General features: G+C 41.8%; 11 protein-coding genes and 4 pseudogenes. 12 read left to right on the top strand and 3 right to left on the bottom strand.

From position 1 onward, the window contains the following. Window positions 1-8 precede the first annotated feature (8 nt). From EL210_RS06620 to EL210_RS06590, 5 genes and pseudogenes are all read left to right on the top strand, one after another. Window positions 9-887 carry a nucleoside phosphorylase gene (locus EL210_RS06620; RefSeq protein WP_025879787.1) on the top strand — a complete coding sequence of 293 codons (879 nt, stop codon included), beginning with the start codon at window positions 9-11 and terminating at the stop codon, window positions 885-887. Beyond that, window positions 887-2,251 (top strand): tRNA uridine-5-carboxymethylaminomethyl(34) synthesis GTPase MnmE, encoded by a 1,365-nt coding sequence (gene mnmE / locus EL210_RS06615; protein ID WP_018920821.1) that lies wholly within the window; start codon window positions 887-889, stop codon window positions 2,249-2,251. The genes EL210_RS06620 and mnmE overlap by 1 nt, the downstream gene beginning before the upstream one ends. A 254-nt stretch (window positions 2,252-2,505) precedes the next feature. Beyond that, window positions 2,506-2,616, top strand: a complete 111-nt coding sequence (locus EL210_RS13785; RefSeq protein WP_232000465.1) for a hypothetical protein — start codon at window positions 2,506-2,508, stop codon at window positions 2,614-2,616. Window positions 2,617-2,977: 361 nt separating this feature from the next. After that, window positions 2,978-4,553: pseudogene (istA, locus tag EL210_RS13540) on the top strand (IS21 family transposase). Window positions 4,554-4,564: 11 nt separating this feature from the next. Continuing rightward, window positions 4,565-4,833 (top strand): annotated as a pseudogene (locus EL210_RS06590) (ATP-binding protein); the annotation flags it as partial. Between the two features lie 18 nt (window positions 4,834-4,851). Here the strand turns inward: EL210_RS06590 and EL210_RS06585 are convergent. The 3 genes and pseudogenes from EL210_RS06585 to EL210_RS06575 form a co-directional block, all read right to left on the bottom strand. Next, window positions 4,852-5,766: pseudogene (locus EL210_RS06585) on the bottom strand (IS982 family transposase). Between the two features lie 169 nt (window positions 5,767-5,935). Continuing rightward, a complete protein-coding gene (locus EL210_RS06580; RefSeq protein ID WP_018920818.1) occupies window positions 5,936-7,330 on the bottom strand; it encodes a 5-methylcytosine restriction system specificity protein McrC in 1,395 nt (464 codons plus the stop codon). After that, the gene (locus EL210_RS06575) at window positions 7,323-8,891 is read right to left on the bottom strand and encodes an McrB family protein (RefSeq protein WP_018920817.1); all 1,569 of its coding nucleotides are present in this window, start codon (window positions 8,889-8,891) and stop codon (window positions 7,323-7,325) included. The genes EL210_RS06580 and EL210_RS06575 overlap by 8 nt, the downstream gene beginning before the upstream one ends. 640 nt (window positions 8,892-9,531) lie before the next feature. Here EL210_RS06575 and EL210_RS06570 point away from each other — a divergent pair. The 7 genes and pseudogenes from EL210_RS06570 to EL210_RS06540 all read left to right on the top strand — a co-directional run bounded on the left by EL210_RS06570 (window position 9,532) and on the right by EL210_RS06540 (window position 17,303). Continuing rightward, a pseudogene (locus tag EL210_RS06570) lies at window positions 9,532-10,596 on the top strand (substrate-binding domain-containing protein). Window positions 10,597-10,621: 25 nt separating this feature from the next. Continuing rightward, on the top strand, window positions 10,622-12,118 hold the full coding sequence (locus tag EL210_RS06565) for a UxaA family hydrolase (protein WP_025879784.1): 1,497 nt from the start codon (window positions 10,622-10,624) through the stop codon (window positions 12,116-12,118). Between the two features lie 9 nt (window positions 12,119-12,127). Beyond that, the gene (locus EL210_RS06560; protein WP_025879783.1) at window positions 12,128-13,420 is read left to right on the top strand and encodes a Na+/H+ antiporter NhaC family protein; all 1,293 of its coding nucleotides are present in this window, start codon (window positions 12,128-12,130) and stop codon (window positions 13,418-13,420) included. Between the two features lie 18 nt (window positions 13,421-13,438). Further along, window positions 13,439-14,134 carry a hypothetical protein gene (locus EL210_RS06555; protein WP_004371033.1) on the top strand — a complete coding sequence of 232 codons (696 nt, stop codon included), beginning with the start codon at window positions 13,439-13,441 and terminating at the stop codon, window positions 14,132-14,134. A gap of 56 nt (window positions 14,135-14,190) precedes the next feature. Then, window positions 14,191-14,889: a glycoside hydrolase family 25 protein gene (locus tag EL210_RS06550; RefSeq protein ID WP_026285982.1), complete on the top strand. Its 699-nt coding sequence runs from the start codon at window positions 14,191-14,193 to the stop codon at window positions 14,887-14,889. A 26-nt stretch (window positions 14,890-14,915) separates the two neighbouring features. Then, on the top strand, window positions 14,916-15,962 hold the full coding sequence (locus EL210_RS06545; RefSeq protein WP_025879782.1) for a zinc ribbon domain-containing protein: 1,047 nt from the start codon (window positions 14,916-14,918) through the stop codon (window positions 15,960-15,962). 273 nt (window positions 15,963-16,235) lie between these two features. Continuing rightward, window positions 16,236-17,303: a mannose-1-phosphate guanylyltransferase gene (locus EL210_RS06540; RefSeq protein ID WP_018920811.1), complete on the top strand. Its 1,068-nt coding sequence runs from the start codon at window positions 16,236-16,238 to the stop codon at window positions 17,301-17,303. Window positions 17,304-17,310: the final 7 nt, after the last annotated feature.

Genomic DNA, 17,310 nt, shown 5'->3' with positions numbered 1-17,310 from the left:
ACATAAAAATGAATGAAAAGAAATTCTTTGCCGAATCAGAATTGATTATCAATGAAGACGGCAGCATTTTCCACCTGCATCTGAAACCGGAGCAGTTGGCCGACAGAGTAATTTTGGTGGGTGACCCAGGACGAGTGGCCTTGGTAGCAAGCCATTTTGAAACCAAAGAATGTGAAGTTCAAAGTCGTGAGTTCCATACGATAACAGGAACCTTTCAAGGCAAACGCATCACTGTGCTAAGTACAGGTATTGGCTGTGACAATATCGACATTGTTGTTAACGAACTGGATGCATTAGCAAATATAGATTTCAAGACACGCACAGAGAAAGATGCACATCGCACATTAACTCTGGTACGTATCGGCACATGTGGCGGTCTGCAACCCGAAACGCCATCGGGAACATATGTAGCCAGTGTGAAGAGCATAGGCTTCGACGGTTTGCTAAACTTTTATGCAGGGCGGAACGAAGTGTGTGACTTAGGCCTTGAAGAGGCTTTCAAAAAGCATATGCATTGGAATCCACTGCTTTGTGCTCCCTATGTAATTGACGCCGACAAGGAATTGATTGACCGTATTGCCCAAAATGATATGGTACGTGGCATTACAATTGCCAGCGGTGGTTTCTTCGGACCGCAAGGACGGGAACTCCGCGTGCCTTTAGCTGACCCTGATCAAAATAAAAAAGTTGAGAGTTTCGAATATCAGGGGCTGCATATCACCAACTTTGAAATGGAGAGTTCTGCTCTCGCAGGGCTTTCTGCATTAATGGGACACAAGGCAATGACCTGCTGTATGGTAATCGCCAACCGATTGGCACAAAAGGCCAATACGGGCTACAAGAATACCATTGACGGACTGATTGAAAAGGTATTGGAGCGTATTTGATGAACAGTAACACCATTTGTGCATTAGCAACTTCAGCAGGAGGGGCAATCGGCATCGTGCGAGTAAGTGGTGACAAGGCAATTGAGATAACCGACAGAGTCTTCAGTGGCATTGGGAAGAAGAGTCTGCTTGAAGCCAAAGGCAACACGGTGCATTATGGAGAAATACATGATCAGCAAGGAAACATCATAGATGAGGTTCTTGTCAGTGTCTTCCGTGCCCCACACAGCTATACTGGAGAAGATTGCACAGAGATTTCATGTCATGGTTCTACCTATGTACTCAGCCAAGTAGTAAAAGTGCTCATTGATGCCGGATGCCGGCAAGCTGCCCCGGGAGAATTCACCAAGCGAGCTTATCTGAATGGTAAGATGGACTTAAGTCAAGCTGAAGCGGTAGCCGATCTTATAGCATCCACTAACAAAGCATCACACAAACTTGCCTTAAGTCAATTGAAAGGGCATTTCAGTAGTGAGTTATCCCGACTTCGCGAACAGCTGTTGAAGATAACATCTCTATTGGAACTTGAGCTTGATTTCTCGGATCATGAAGAATTAGAGTTTGCTGACAGAAGTGAGTTAAAGACGCTTGCAGAAAAGATTCATGGGCGAATAGCTACTCTCATCCACTCGTTTGAAACAGGTAATGCTTTGAAAAAAGGCATTCCTGTTGCAATCATTGGAAAGACTAATGTCGGAAAAAGCACACTACTTAACTGCCTGCTGCATGAAGATAAAGCCATAGTAAGTAACATACATGGTACAACCCGCGATGTCATAGAAGACACGACAGAGATTAAAGGAGTTACCTTCCGCTTTATTGATACAGCAGGTATCAGGGAGACTAAAGATGTAGTGGAACAGTTAGGCATAGAACGTGCCTACAAGAAAATCGGCGAAGCAACCATTGTCTTATGGGTAGTTGACGAGCAGCCAACAACAGAAGAATACACAGAAATACAGCAGCTCACAGCAGAAAAGAAACTGCTCCTGGTTTTTAATAAGATGGACCGTAAGGACTTTAAGCCTATCACGATAAACAGTAAATTCCATGTCATCTATATTTCAGCTAAACATAAACAGAACATGGCAGAACTGGAGACTGCAATTTATGAAATGGCCGATATCCCTGAAATAACAGAAAACAGCATTATTGTAACTAATGCCCGACATTATGAAGCCTTAGTCCACGCCAATGACAGCATACTCCGTGTCATTGAAGCCATGGATACAGGGCTTAGTGGCGATTTAATCAGTGAAGACCTTCGCCTCTGTCTTGAACAATTAGCCGAGATTACCGGTGGTCAGATTACGACAAATGAAGTTCTTGAGAATATCTTCAAACACTTCTGCATCGGAAAATAAGCCTTATTTGGAGTGTATTAAATCAGGTATAAGACCGATAAACCAATGCGAGATTACAAAAGGAGTTTCAGCGGAATAAGCATCGGAAAATAAATCGAAATTTTTGCACGATTTATATCCGATTTGTCGTTTATTTGTTGTTACTTTGTTGCTACTTTGTCGCTGGAAATGATAAAGCAACAAAATGAGCAACAAAATTTATGGGAAAATCAAAAGAGCCTATTCGCTTGTGTCAAAGACGAACATCATCGGGGATGATAAGCCTGTATCTCGACATCTACTTGAATGGTAAGCGGTCGTATGAGTATTTGAAAATGTATCTTGTTCCTGAACGGACACGGGCGGATAAAGAGAAAAATAAGTAAACTCTCCTACTCGCCGACGCTATCCGAGCAAAGCGTGTCGTGGAACTCCGTAACGGACAATATGGCTTCCAATCACAGTTTGCCTCCAATACCCATTTTTTCGACTATTACCGTTCCCTATGTGAGAAACGGCTTGGGGCTGAGAGCAGAGGAAATTGGGGGAATTGGTATTCGTACCTACTGGAAAAGCCACTCTACTTTGACCCTTTTGGCCAAACAGGATTGCTCACCTTGGCCATAATATGATTGCCCCTTTTGGCCAAAATAATATTAACCACTTAGTACAAGTGTCGTTAGAGTTTTTTGTGTAGATTTGAGAACCCGAGTCCTGGTGTAAGGGGTAATAATAAAATCTATGCAAATGAATAAAAGAATCAAGAACATTTTAAGATGTTATGCGGCAGGGATGGGTATCAAGGAAACGTCATCCACGTTCCATACTTCCCATAACACTGTTCGCAAGTATGTCCGCCTGTTCCTTTCAAGTGGGAAAAGCATCGATCAGCTTCTCTCCCTTTCCGAGGAGCAGTTGCATGAGATGTTTGGCGGTAGGGAATCCCGACGTCGGGAACCTTCTTCCAAAAGGATTGAATTGGAGGCTTTGCTTCCCGGATATGTATCCCGCCTGACACGCAAAGGGATGAGTGTCAGGAAACCTTTCAATGAGTATCATTCCGAGAATCCTGACGGTCTTCAGCTGTCTTCCTTCAAGCGGGTAGTCCGCCAGTACAAGTTCCACATCAAGGTCGTCGGCCATGTGTCGAGCACTATGCCGCAGACCAGATGTATGTTGATTTTGCCGGTGACAGGCTTGAAGTTGTCGATGAGATGACAGGCGAGACGAAGAAGGCCGAAGTCTTTGCTGCCATCCTTCCGTTCAGTCATTACACCTACTGTGAGGCCGTATGGTCGCAGCGCAAGGAAGACCTGATCAAGGAATGCGAGAATGCCATGCTGTATTTCGAAGGGGCTCCGGCGGCGATAGTCCCCGACAATCTGAAGGCGGCCGTCACACGAAGCGACCGCAACGAGCCCGTCATCAATGACGATTTCGCCGCTTTTGCCGAGCATTACGGCTGTGCGGTCTGTCCCGCCCGTGTACGCCACCCCAAGGACAAGGCCCTTGTTGAAAACGCAGTGAAGCTTCTCTACCGTTCCGTTTACCCGGACATGGAGGGAATGACTTTCTCCGGTCCGGACGGTCTCAATGCCGCCATCCATGTTTCCCTGCACGATTTCAATGAAAAGGTGATGGCCGGCCGGGAGGCGTCATGCAAGGAGATGTTCCTGCGCGGTGAGAAGGACTGCCTCCGCCCGCTTCCACAGAAACGCTACGTCATGAAAGAGAAAAAGCTGATGACTGTCGGCAGGAACTCCTATGTATCGCTGTTCAATCACCATTACAGTGTTTCCAAGGAACATGTGGGGAAACGCGTGACGATCCTCTACGATGCCGACACGGTGGAAATCTACTGTGTGGCATGAACCTTGTCGCCGCCCATGACCACAGTGACGTCCCCTACGCTTATTCATGGAAAAAGGAGTACAATCTGCCGGGACATTACCGCCCTTATGACAAGGACTTGGAGGAACTCTTCCTGCGTGCCTTGGAAATGGACAACATCGTATCGAACTATCTTCGGGAAGTGGAGCGGCTCATGCAGTATCCTCCAAAAGCGTTCAGAGCCTGCCGGGGCATACTGACGCTGGAGAAAAAGTACGGGCGTGACCGTCTGGTCGCGGCCTGCGCCTGCGCAAACCAGAAGCTGCAATACGGATATCAGGCCTTACGAGAGGTGCTTGAACTGGGAGAAGACGCGGATTTCCTTCCCGATGAGGACGGAAGGGCACAGCCCCTCGGGGCTTCCCCTGCGCCACCGCCCCACAAGAACATACGCGGACGTGAATATTACAGAAAAGACAAACAAGAATTATAAAGTTCGGATTTATGGAAACAAACAACAAGACAGCTCCTGTTACAGGACAGCTGGATCAGAATACTATATCGCTTGATTTGATGAACCGCATGAAGCTGCATGGTATGGCGGAGGCTTTCAGGGAAAGCCTTGCCGGCACCACGCCGCAGTCCATGACGGTGGACATTTTCCTTTCCATGCTTCTTGCACGGGAATGGGACCATCGTGCCCAGACTGCCATAGCACGGCTTGGCTTACCAGGAATGCGGCATTCCGTTACAAGGCCTATCTTGAAGATATACGCCAGTTCGGGTTAAGTTTAGTATGCAAATAATTCTAACTGCCTTGATCTTTCCAGTGCTTTAGGTTTATTCTCATAAAAACAATATGCTGTAAGGGCTGAACATAAGTTCATGATAAAGTTATGTATCGATCGATGTCGTGAGTGTACGATGTTCGCTTTGTTCTTTAGCAGTTCATTAATGCACTCGATGATATATCTTTTCTTTGCATAATCTTATCCCATATGGGCATAATCTTATTCTTCATATTTGCTTTAAGACCATGAACAAGTTGAATACCTTGACTAAACAGACTTCCAAAGAGTTCCTGCTTGATGTAACCCTCTGTCTGCAAAAACCTTTCCATAGAGTACCTTTGCAAATACCGTCCAGACTCTACGATCCCTGTCATCAACATTTGCTCCTGTAAGACAGAATGTTATTACTTCACCTAAATCATTACAAAGAAGATGAAGCTTGAATCCATGACACCAACCCATAGTACCCTTGCCACTCCTGGCAAGTCCAGCAAAGACCTTGTTAAAATACCGTCTTACATTGTGACAAACAGGAATCACCGTACTGTCAACGGACGTTATACCAGTACACTTGCCGAAAGCATAAAGCTTCATGGATATCATCATATTGAAGAACATACGGGGCATGAATTCTACAAAACGATTATAGGAAACGGCTACAGGAAATTCATGCCTGAGCCTTCTACGGATACAGTTCTGGTATTACTCCTTGAAATTACGATATGTACAGAAGTGACAGTACACGAGTATCGTCATGAATTCACTTTCAGAAAGCCTTCTCTTACAATTCCTGCTATATTCTCCATTACTGCTATAGGGCGGTAAACATAGGTTTTTACTCAGTTCAACATTCAACTTCCTGCCAAACTCATCGATAATGCAGAATATTTCTGTAACTTTGTCCCTGGTAGTCATCGCTTAGTTATTTTGTAATTTATAGCTTCTTAACTATAAAGTCACAAGAAACTAACGAGATTACCAACTTGCACAAGTACTTTCTTAAACCGAACTCATGTATGCTTTAAGTGATAAATTCTTCTTTTCCCAAAAGGGACAAAGTTGAATGGCCTTTCCATATGTAGCCTTAATGAGAAAGGCTCAATAAATCTTTTAACATGCTCTCTGACTGATTTATGGCTTGCAGAAATCCCTTCCAATGCTCTGCTTTTTGAGGTATTTTAAACGGGATAGTAGACAAGATACCACCCGTATCTCCCTTATATTCAAGTCCCTTACCCGCAAGTTTTAACCTTGTCGTTTTTTGGTCGGAATCATCGGGATAAACATAACCACCATAAGGCTTATCCATACAATACATATAAGAAATAACCTGATAAAGGTCCTCACGCCCTACAGTCCCGTTTAGACACTTATACTTAGCATCCAAAATATAATCTTGACGATAAAAATCAGGATAGATACGCCTACCATTATTATCAAAACTATCCTTATCAGTTGGACTGGAAAATATCCTTACCCCTCCCTCACGTTCCTTGTTTCTCGGATGTGTGAATCCTATCTTAGAGAGTACGGTATTCAGATATTCTTCCCATAGCCAAGCTCCATCAAACAATATTCCGTATACTTTATCCTCACTTTTACCATATTTGAGCGACTCATGTCTTAGGATTCTTATACACAACTGCTGAAGCATCTGATAGTTTAGAAAATACGGATGAACCTTTGGTTTCCTGTTTTCATTTAAGACACGCTCTCTGCTATGCCAGTCATAGCTTGGCGTTACCATAACAATTTGGGCAACATTATCCATCGTCTCTTGGTCGTTTCTTAAAATTTCAGCACCGATAGAATTCTGTTTTATATACTCTATCGTATGTCTGATTAGCTGCGTAATAGAATTGTCATAAGTATGTTCACGTAACTTATAGCTAACACGCCCTTTGAAAGGGATATCATTTCTGATAAAGCGCGAAATATCAACAGGTCCTTTCACTTTAGCATCATCATAATATCTGCATTGATATTCCTTATAGACTCCTTGTGACATAGCCTTTTTCAGTAAAATAGGAAACAAAAACAGCAGAAAATCAAATGCTCTATCTTCCTGATTTGTCGTGTGTTTAAGGTCTAACAAATTGATTGATAATATCTTCTGAAGCATATAATAAAGGAAAAAATCTTTTCCTCCTTCATCAGTAACACCTTGTTGATTCTTATGGGTAAATCTAGAATGAATACTAATAGAAGTTTCATTCACTCCGATAAACCCCATAAGATTTCCTGTATGCACCCTTAATGAAAGACACTTTCCCTCCTTATCATAGTGATGATCAGACGTAGTCAATATCGATAAATCACCGATACTATAGTTCGATTCTACAAGCGAATAGGGGAAAATTAAAAGGTCAGGATTGTCTCGTAGCTTGCTGATATTGGCAATCTTCAGAATATCAAGCACCCCATCATCAATATAGGAACCCTCTATGTTGTTATCTGTAAGATGAATAATCCTACCCATTGTTATCCACCTTTATAATCTTACCACCCGTTTGGCTGTATATACTCTTCAGTTGAAAAGCCTCATAAAGCAGATGTAGGCTTTCTTGTGCATCTGGGAAGCCACGAAGATACTCGAACAACAAACCATAAATATGATTTTTCCACAGGCTCTCCCAAGATTCGGGGGCAATTGAATTATCGTCTTTCAGATAGTTCTTCAGTTTTAAGAAATAAGCTGCACCGATCTGATAGGCACTTGAAAGCCCTTGGATAGGGAGGATACAAAGATTCAGATTTTCCAATCGCCTTAAGATCTCATCAGGTGACTTGCCAAGGATTTTATCCTTGCGAATCATATCAAGACGGTCAGAAACTGACACTTCTTTGAAGGCAAAACGACGACGCATAGCGAAATCCATACTTTCTACACTGCGGTCAATATCATTCATCGTACCAATGATATAGACATTCTCTGGAATATAGAAAAAATCTGTGTCACCGAACCTCTTCTGTGTCTCGTCTACTGAATTCTTCCACAGGTTATGATATTGTGTCTTGACCTTTCCTTTTACTCCTCTGTAGCCGGGATCGATACTAAAGAATAGCTCTCCTAAAATCTTTGAAAGCTCACCTCGATTAATCTCGTCAATGACAAAGACATACTTTGGCGCATCTTGTTTATCCTCCACCTCGTTAAATGCCTTTAAAGCCTTTCTGCAAAAAGCCATAAAGATACCGTCCTCACGTCTGAAAGAGATATTTCCATTTCCGTCATCTATAGGACGTAAGCCTTCTACGAAGTCCGTATAGTCATAAGAAGGATGGAACTGTACAAAATCATACTGCTCATCCATTATACTCTTCTGTGCTGGATTTCCTTCATCATAACTATCATTAAGTATAATCTGAGCAGCTAATTCTTTTGTCCAATAAGTCTTACCAGTACCGGGAGCACCTGTAAAAATAACATTTCTATTCGCAAGGATTGTGTTTATAATGTCATTATTCTCTAAAAGCTTTGTTTTATTTTCTTGATCACGGTAATACTCAGAAACTGCTTTATAGTATTCGCTTGTCCCTCGGTGAAACTCCTTTATTTCATTCATAAAATAGTCGAAGAAGTTAATGAGTTCGCTGTTTAGCTGGTCACTATTGTCATACAAACCAAGCCTGTCAAGCGATTCACGCTTAACAACCTTAAAGTCTATAGGCCTCTTCCACCAGTATGAAAAACCTATACTAACCTCGTTGATCTGATCGTCACTCCATTGGGCAAAAATATTAATACCAGTTCGTATCCAGTTCAAGTAGCATTTTTTTGACTTGTAAGAACCATAATTAGGCTGAACATTAATACACAATTTTTCACCATCTATCATATCCCAGTCTTTTATCTGGTTCTGAATGGCCTCGCCGTTATACCCCTGTCCTGTCTGTGCAAAGTTTCCCTTATCCTCATAAGGTTTAATATATTGAGCATATCCGGGAATATCCTGAGATTTACCAGACTGCATATAACTTAAATGTGCAACAAAGTACTCTAAAACCTTTTTAAACTTTAAGATTGTTTCTGTATCCATAGGTCTTTATAACAATGTATTTCATACGTGGTTTATATTCTTAAGTTGATTGCAAAGATACAAAACTTTCTTCTTTTAAGCTATAATTATCTCTTTGAATATTATAAAAGGGTGACAACAGACTCCTTTTTATAGTCTGAACACATGCAAACACCCATAATAACTTTTTGTACAGTTCTGTATCATCAACGGCCTTTAGGTCTTGTATGGGTTTTCGTCATCTATGGAAAAGCCATTCAACTTATCCCTTCTATCCAAAGAAGATTTACCGGTTTGAAACTATTAAAATTGCGCTTTTGGGTTCAAACGAAATTGACCATATCACATACGTATCTCATTAGAGGTTTTTGTGTAAATAGGTATACTTAAGTCATAGTATGACAGGAACAATAAAACTCTATACAAATGAATAAAATAAGAAAAAAAGTCTTTTTTTTAGGATGTTATTGAAATAGATATGAATTATACACTTTTTTATTAACACCTACTCAAAACAAGCAAACTTTCTCAAGAAAAATCTTGCTGTGTGTTCGCACAATTCAACTTTAATTACTATATTTGCAAAGAAAAAAAGTGGCTCTTTGCATTATATAATCTCTATGATAAGTGAACTATTCATCTTTCAAAACAAAATAAAACTATGACTGAAAAAATCAGAATAAAAGACATTGCTGAAAGAGCAGGAGTATCGGTCGGTACTGTAGACCGTGTGCTTCACGATCGTCCCAACGTATCTGCACCTGCCCGGGAAAAGGTTGAAAAGGCCCTTGAGGAAATGAACTATTAGCCTAATATGTATGCAAGTGCCCTGGCGTATAACAAATCTTATACTTTCTATCTTTTCATTCCAGGTCATAAAGAGGAGACTTATTGGGAAGAAATTGAGGAAGGTGCAGCCAAGGCTGTGGAGTACAGACGCGACTTCCACATTGACATGAAAATCATTTATTACGAGCGTTTCAATGATGCTTCGTTCAAGGCGAAAAGCGAAGAATGCCTTAACCAACATCCGGACGGTGTGGTTGTCGTTCCTGCAGAACTTGAAATCACACGTGATTTTACGACAGCCCTACACGAAAACAACATTCCTTTCATCATGTTGGACTCTTACATGCCGGAGCTCAAGCCGCTTTCATTCTATGGGCAAGACTCTTTCAGCAGTGGATTTTTCGCTGCAAAAGTGCTGATGATGAAAGCTTTCGACCAACAGGAAATCATGCTGATGAAGCAAATCAAGAATGGACATGTCACCAGTACGCAGCAGGCTAACCGCGAAGTAGGCTTCCGCAACTACATGAAAAAGTTCTTTCCGCAGGTTAAGATCATAGAAGTCAATCTCCCACTCGATTGCAGCAAAGAGGAACATTCTGCTATCTTGGAGGATTATTTCACGCATCATCCACACACACACCATTGCATAACATTTAATTCCAAAGCATATCTCGTTGGTGAATTTCTTTTGCAAACCCATCGCAATGACATCCAGATTATGGGATATGACATGGTAGCCAGAAATGCAGAGAGTCTGCGCAAAGGGAATATTTCGTTTCTGATTGCACAGCATGCTTATATGCAGGGCTACTCTTGTATTGATGCGCTGTTCAGAGTTATTGTGCTTAAGAAAAAGATTCAGCCGGTGAATTACATGCCCATAGAGTTGATCATGAAAGAGAATATCGATTTTTACAGACGTACACAATTATAAAACAAACTCATTAATAACAATCTACATGAAACAAACTGCTTATTTACAAATGAACAAAGGCGACAACGTTGTTGTCTGTCTGCGACCAATAAATGCGGGCGAAGAAATCAAAATCGGCAACCATGCTGTTCAAGCACTTAGGAATACTCCTGCCGGTCACAAAATCCTTCTATGTGATACGCCCAAAGATAAACCGATTATCAAATACGGATATCCTATTGGTCGTGCCAAAGAGAATTTGAAAGCCGGTGAATGGGTGAATGAGAACAATATACAAACGAACCTTTCCGGTACGCTGGAATATGAATATCATCCTGCGATAAAGCCACTTTCTATAGAACAGGAAGATAAATCTTTCAAAGGATTTATGCGTAAGAACGGTGAGGTTGGCATTCGAAATGAAATATGGATTGTACCGACTGTAGGCTGTGTAAATGGCATTGCAGAACGCCTTGCCCGTCAACTTGAACAGGAAACTCAGCTCAAAGGTGTTAATGCCATACATGCCTGGCACCATAATTATGGCTGTTCACAATTAGGAGCCGACCACGAAAACACACGTAAAGTGCTTCGCGATATCTGCCTACATCCTAATGCCGGAGCTGTTTTAGTGCTGTCATTGGGATGTGAAAACAATCAGCCCGAGGACTTTATGAAGATGTTGGGCAATTATGACAGAGAACGAATACAGCTTCTTGTGACCCAACGTGTGGAGGGAGATGAGGTTGAAGAAGGCATGAAAATCTTGAGAAAGCTATATAACACAGCAGCTCAAGACAAACGTGAAGAAGTCCCTGTCAGCAAACTCCGCATCGGTTTGAAGTGCGGTGGCAGTGACGGCTTCAGTGGAATAACAGCAAACCCACTCGTAGGAGAGTTCTCTGACTGGTTGATAGCACAGGGAGGAACAACGATCCTCACTGAAGTACCGGAAATGTTTGGGGCCGAAACCATTCTCATGAACCGTTGTCAGACAGCTGATTTATTTCAAAAAACGGTTCATCTGATTAATAATTTCAAAGAATATTTCCTCAGTCATGGTGAGCCTGTAGGTGAAAACCCTTCCCCGGGAAACAAGGCAGGTGGTATATCAACACTTGAAGATAAGGCTTTAGGCTGTACACAGAAATGCGGACATGCACCTGTCAGCGGTGTGCTTGAGTATGCAGAACGTTTGAAAACTAATGGGCTTAACCTGCTTTCTGCACCAGGAAATGACTTGGTTGCATCAACAGCATTGGCTGCTTCAGGCTGCCAAATGGTTTTATTCACAACAGGACGCGGTACTCCATTCGGCACTTTCGTGCCCACAATGAAAATAAGTACCAACTCACAAATCTTCAAATCAAAGCAGAACTGGATTGACTTTAATGCGGGAAAACTTGTGGAAGGTGTCGACATGCTGACTCTTCGAAATGATTTCATAGACAAGGTTATCGCTACTGCAAATGGAGAGAAAGTGAAAAACGAGATGAATGGATACAGAGAAATCGCCATATTCAAGAATGGTGTAACATTATAACAATTAAAATTGAGCACGAAAAAAGGACTTCTGGCACTATCGCCACTATTTGTATTGATTGTATTCATCCTGATGTTTACAATCTATTCGGTTGACAAAGAGAAGAACGAACCCAACCTTTCTCTCTCTGTAGCTTTCATGCTGTCAAGCATCTATGCTATCATTATATCGGGAGGACTGCCAATAAAGAAAAGGATTGATACCTTCAGTCGTGGTGCCGGTGCCAGTAACCTTATGCTCATGCTCTGGATTTATGTATTAGCCGGTGCTTTTGCTGCATCGGCTAAAAGTATGGGAGCCATTGATGCTACAGTCAATTTCACGCTGAATTACCTGCCAAGTACAATGCTCTTGCCTGGTCTTTTTCTTGCAGCTTGCTTTATTTCCATATCTATCGGCACGAGTGTCGGCACTGTTGTTGCACTTGTTCCAATAGCAGCGGGCGTGGCACACTCAACAGATTTCAATGTAGCTATGATGACTGCAGTGATTGTCGGAGGCGCATATTTCGGCGATAATCTGTCATTTATCTCCGACACTACAGTTGTTGCAACGCAGACACAAGGCTGTTTGATGAAGGATAAGTTTCATGTAAACTCAATGATTGTAGCTCCTGCTGCCCTGATTATCCTTGTCATCTATTTCTTTTTAGGAGCCAACGTCAGTACACCGGCAACAGTGCCACCCGTAGAATACGTCAAGATACTCCCCTATCTCCTTGTTCTGATAGCAGCAATTGCCGGAATGAACGTCATGGCTGTATTGACCTTAGGTCTTTTTCTTTGTGGAGTCATTGGCATAGCCACCGGTACTTACAGCATATATGGATGGTTTGCTGCAATGGGCGACGGTGTATTAGGCATGGGTGAACTCGTCATTATAGCGATGATGGCTGGCGGTATGCTTGAGATTATCCGCGAGAATGGAGGCATTGATTACATCATCAACAAGATTACCAATAAGGTAAATGGAAAACGTGGTGCCGAACTTGCCATAGCGACTCTTGTCTCCTTTGTCAATATCTGCACCGCAAACAATACAGTTGCCATATTGACCGTAGGCTCCATTGCCAAGAAAATAGGCGACAGATATGGCGTTGACAATCGGAAGGCTGCCAGTATTCTTGACACATTCTCCTGCTGTGTTCAAGGTCTTATCCCCTATGGTGTGCAGATGTTGTTGGCTGCCGGTCTGTCAGGAGTAAGCCCTATCCAAATTCTTCCTTATCTTTATTATCCCATGGCAATAGGCTTTGCTGCCTTCATGTCAATCATGTTACGATACCCCAAGAGATTTTCTTAAATAACAGGTCACTACACTATGAATATCATTCAACGCAATCTCTTTACAAAACTTAGAATTGATAACTTCCAAACCAAGGAAGAACAGGAACCCATGTCAAGGTTCAAAATGAAGAAGCTTATGGCATTAATGAAGAATATTGCCGACATGCCAGCGGGAGAAGTGACATTATCAAATCCGCTGCTGAACAAGAGATTGAAGAAAATTCAAAAAGCGGAATCACAAGCTGCAGACTCCTCTATTGAGACCGTCTATCTGCTCCGCATCATCATTGCCAATGTCAACGCAACAATGAACCATGGCATTCCTGTGCGTGGCATCATACAATTGGGACAATATCTCCGCTCCCGTGGGGACAAAGTTGACTTTATCAAATTGGAGCGTTGGCTTTCCAAACTGCATATTTCACGCTTTGCACAACTGCAGGGGAATATTCTGATAGCCCTATTCGGCTTTGACAAAGAAGAACTACCATTCGTAAAACAAATAGAGAGAAAGGCTATAAAACTGACGCTTCGCTCTATCTGCAACATTGAACAAGACACAGAAGAATGGCACTTCAGACAAGGGAACAGTGTCTTTGTACATAACAACCAGAAGCTATTACGGCGAAACCTGCGACGTAGTATGCGCTATATGGATTATGCCCCTCTTGAAACAACCAGTAATTTTCTGTTGAATTTCTCACGCAGTCTTTCTGAGATTGAAGAATAAGCAAAATATAATTAATTTATTTTGTCATTATAGGCTTTTGCTGTAATTTTGCAAATATGAGATTAAAAAAATTATATTCAATAGCCTTCTTTACTTTTTTCACATCCATGGTCATGAATGCTCAAAACTACATTCAGTGTGAAGACACATGCACCCACGTACATGGGATTGATTTAAGCCACTATCAAGGAGATGTTTTCTGGGAGACTGTGGGAGACAATTCAAAGATGGCTTATGTCTATTTGAAAGCAACCGAGGGCGGTGACCGCATTGACCATAAATACGAAAGCAATATCGAACTGGCTCATAAATATGGGCTAAAAGTGGGTTCATACCATTTCTTCCGCCCCAAAACCGATCTCAACAAACAATTACTCAATTTCATGACACAGTGTCGTCCAAGCGAACAGGATTTAATTCCTATGATAGATATTGAGACGAAGAGCGGACTTGGCACTGAAGAATTCTGCGATTCTCTGTTCAAGTTCCTTCATATGGTCGAGAAAGCTTATAACCAGAAGCCGTTACTCTACACCTTTGTCAACTTCTACAACAACTATCTATTAGGGAAAATTGACGATTACAAGCTGATGATTGCACAATATACGCAACGCATACCCGTATTAGCAGATGATCGCGACTACACCATATGGCAATACACCGGTAAAGGAAGAATCAATGGCGTCAATGGATATGTGGACAAAAGTCGCTTTATGGATAAGCACAGCCTGCGTGAAATTAAATTCAAACACTAATCATAACAAATAACAAACTGAACAATATGGCTATAATAAAATGCCCGGAATGTGGAAACCCTGTCAGTGACAAGGCTCCATTTTGTCCTAAATGTGGTGTGGAAATTGCTGGGAAAATAAAACCTGCAGCAACGCCACCTCCCCCTATCCCACCCACAGAGAAGACCGACAACCCGCAATCTTCCAACGAAGAAAACAAGAAAAATGGCACGAAAAACGTACTTATTATCTGTCTTGTGATTGCTTTGATTGCCGGTGGACTAATCTTCTATTTCTATCGTGATGCACAGGTCAGTAAAGAACAAAGTGAATATGAATACGCCATGAAATCGGCCGATCCAGCCGTGTTGCAGGCCTATCTTGACACTTTCACCGATGCACCTAAAGCTCATGTCGACAGCATACAGGCCCACCTGTTTATGCTACAGCAGGGCGATAAAGACTGGACCAACGCCTTGGTGAGCAATTCAAAATCGCTTCTTGAAGCTTATATTGCCAACCATCCTGACTCTCCTCACAAGGCTGAAGCCGAGCATAAGATAGACTCTATCGACTGGGCTACCGTATCAACAACCAACACATTGGATGCTTACAACACCTATCTGCAGGAACATCCCAACGGAGAGCACGTGGACGAGGCTAAAGACGGTATTAAAAGTCTGAATGCCAAGACTATCCAACCGGAGGAGAAGCAGATGCTGAGTAGCTTGTTCCGCCATTTCTTCCAGAGCATAAACTCACGTGATGAAATAGCACTGACAAATACATGTGAGACTCTTATGACTTCTTTCTTAGGTAAAACTGACGCTACAAAGAATGACGTTGCGACTTTCCTTGACAAGATATGGAAAGACGATATGACCAACATGAATTGGCACATCAATAATGATTATGCCATTGACAAGAAAGAAGTGGGCGAAGGAGAATATGAATATACGGTAAAATTCTCTGCGGTTCAGACAAAGGAATTCGAGGATACATCAAAGAATGGGAAGAGTCTTTTCCGTATTAATGCCAAAGTCAGTCCCGATGATAAAATCAGTTCATTCAACATGGTGAAGATAGTTGAATAAAGCAATATATCATATTGATAATCAATCTATCGCATATAAGTTTTCAATCTGCGTCAAATCGTCTCATGATTTGACGCAGATTGCGTTCTAAAATGACATAGATTACCCGATAATCTGATGCAGATTAGAAATGCAGATAACGTGCACATAAAATGAAGTTTAATACGCCATGTGCAATATGCCAAGTCTAAGTCGCAGCTAATTTCAATCAATATCATTTGTATATTTTAAAGAAATTATGTAATTTTGAGGCAGAATAATATTATGAATAAAATGACAGATAAAAGAAATCACATAGTTATCATGGCCGGAGGCATAGGCAGTCGCTTCTGGCCCATGAGTACAACAGAATGCCCCAAGCAGTTTATTGATGTGCTTGGAGTAGGCCGTTCTCTGCTCCAATTGACCTATGACCGCTTTCAAGGCATATGTTTACCTGAAAACATATGGATAGTAACCAATAAAAAATACTTAGAACTCTGTCGTGAGCAGTTGCCGGATGTTCCTACAGAAAATATTTTGTTAGAACCATGTCGGCGCAATACGGCTCCATGTATTGCATACGTCAGCTGGCGAATTAAATCAAAGAATCCCAAAGCCAATGTTGTTGTAACGCCCAGCGACCATATTGTTACTGACACCGTTGAATTTCAGCGTGTCATCACTTCATGTCTGAAATTCACTGGCGAAACCGATGCTATCGTAACATTGGGTATGAAACCTAATCGTCCGGAGACGGGCTATGGCTATATACAGGCTGATTTATCGGTATCCTCTCCACGCAACAAAGAGATTTTCCGTGTAGATTCTTTCCGGGAAAAACCAGATATTGAAACAGCAAAGAAGTATGTTCAACAGAATAATTTCTTCTGGAATGCAGGTGTATTTATCTGGAGTGTCAGTACAATAGTCAATGCTTTCAGAGTATATCAGCCTGCGATATCCAAGGTTTTTGAGGGCATGGAACATATCTATGGCACTCCAGAAGAACAGGAAAACATTGATAAATGCTATCCGGAATGTGAGAACATCTCTGTAGACTATGCCATTATGGAGAAGGCTGAAGAGATATTCGTATGCCCTGCTGACTTTGGCTGGAGCGATCTTGGCACTTGGGGAAGCTTAGTTGAACAAAGTAAAAAAGATCTTTATGGAAACAGCTTGATTGGCAATGACATTCGTTTATATGATTCTCACAATTGCATTGTCCACACGATGAACGAAAAACAAGTTATTATACAAGGGCTTGATGGCTATATCATTGCCGAGAATGACAACCGTTTATTAATCTGCAAACTTTCAGAAGAGCAACGCATCAAGCAGTTTTCTGAGCAAAAATAAAAGCAAA

Origin of the sequence: Segatella oris (assembly GCF_900637655.1) — a bacterium.
Lineage (GTDB): Bacteria > Bacteroidota > Bacteroidia > Bacteroidales > Bacteroidaceae > Prevotella > Prevotella oris.
This window is presented reverse-complemented; position numbering and strand designations above follow the sequence as displayed.

What these genes read in the sequence shown, in the direction of transcription:
- EL210_RS06620 (WP_025879787.1), top strand. Translation starts at nt 9, where the DNA reads ATGAATGAAAAGAAATTCTTTGCCGAATCAGAATTGATTATCAATGAA.
- mnmE (WP_018920821.1), top strand. Translation starts at nt 887, where the DNA reads ATGAACAGTAACACCATTTGTGCATTAGCAACTTCAGCAGGAGGGGCA.
- EL210_RS06575 (WP_018920817.1), bottom strand. Translation starts at nt 8,891, where the DNA reads ATGGATACAGAAACAATCTTAAAGTTTAAAAAGGTTTTAGAGTACTTT.
- EL210_RS06545 (WP_025879782.1), top strand. Translation starts at nt 14,916, where the DNA reads ATGGCTATAATAAAATGCCCGGAATGTGGAAACCCTGTCAGTGACAAG.
- EL210_RS06540 (WP_018920811.1), top strand. Translation starts at nt 16,236, where the DNA reads ATGACAGATAAAAGAAATCACATAGTTATCATGGCCGGAGGCATAGGC.
- EL210_RS06580 (WP_018920818.1), bottom strand. Translation starts at nt 7,330, where the DNA reads ATGGGTAGGATTATTCATCTTACAGATAACAACATAGAGGGTTCCTAT.
- EL210_RS06555 (WP_004371033.1), top strand. Translation starts at nt 13,439, where the DNA reads ATGAATATCATTCAACGCAATCTCTTTACAAAACTTAGAATTGATAAC.
- EL210_RS06565 (WP_025879784.1), top strand. Translation starts at nt 10,622, where the DNA reads ATGAAACAAACTGCTTATTTACAAATGAACAAAGGCGACAACGTTGTT.
- EL210_RS13785 (WP_232000465.1), top strand. Translation starts at nt 2,506, where the DNA reads ATGATAAGCCTGTATCTCGACATCTACTTGAATGGTAAGCGGTCGTAT.
- EL210_RS06550 (WP_026285982.1), top strand. Translation starts at nt 14,191, where the DNA reads ATGAGATTAAAAAAATTATATTCAATAGCCTTCTTTACTTTTTTCACA.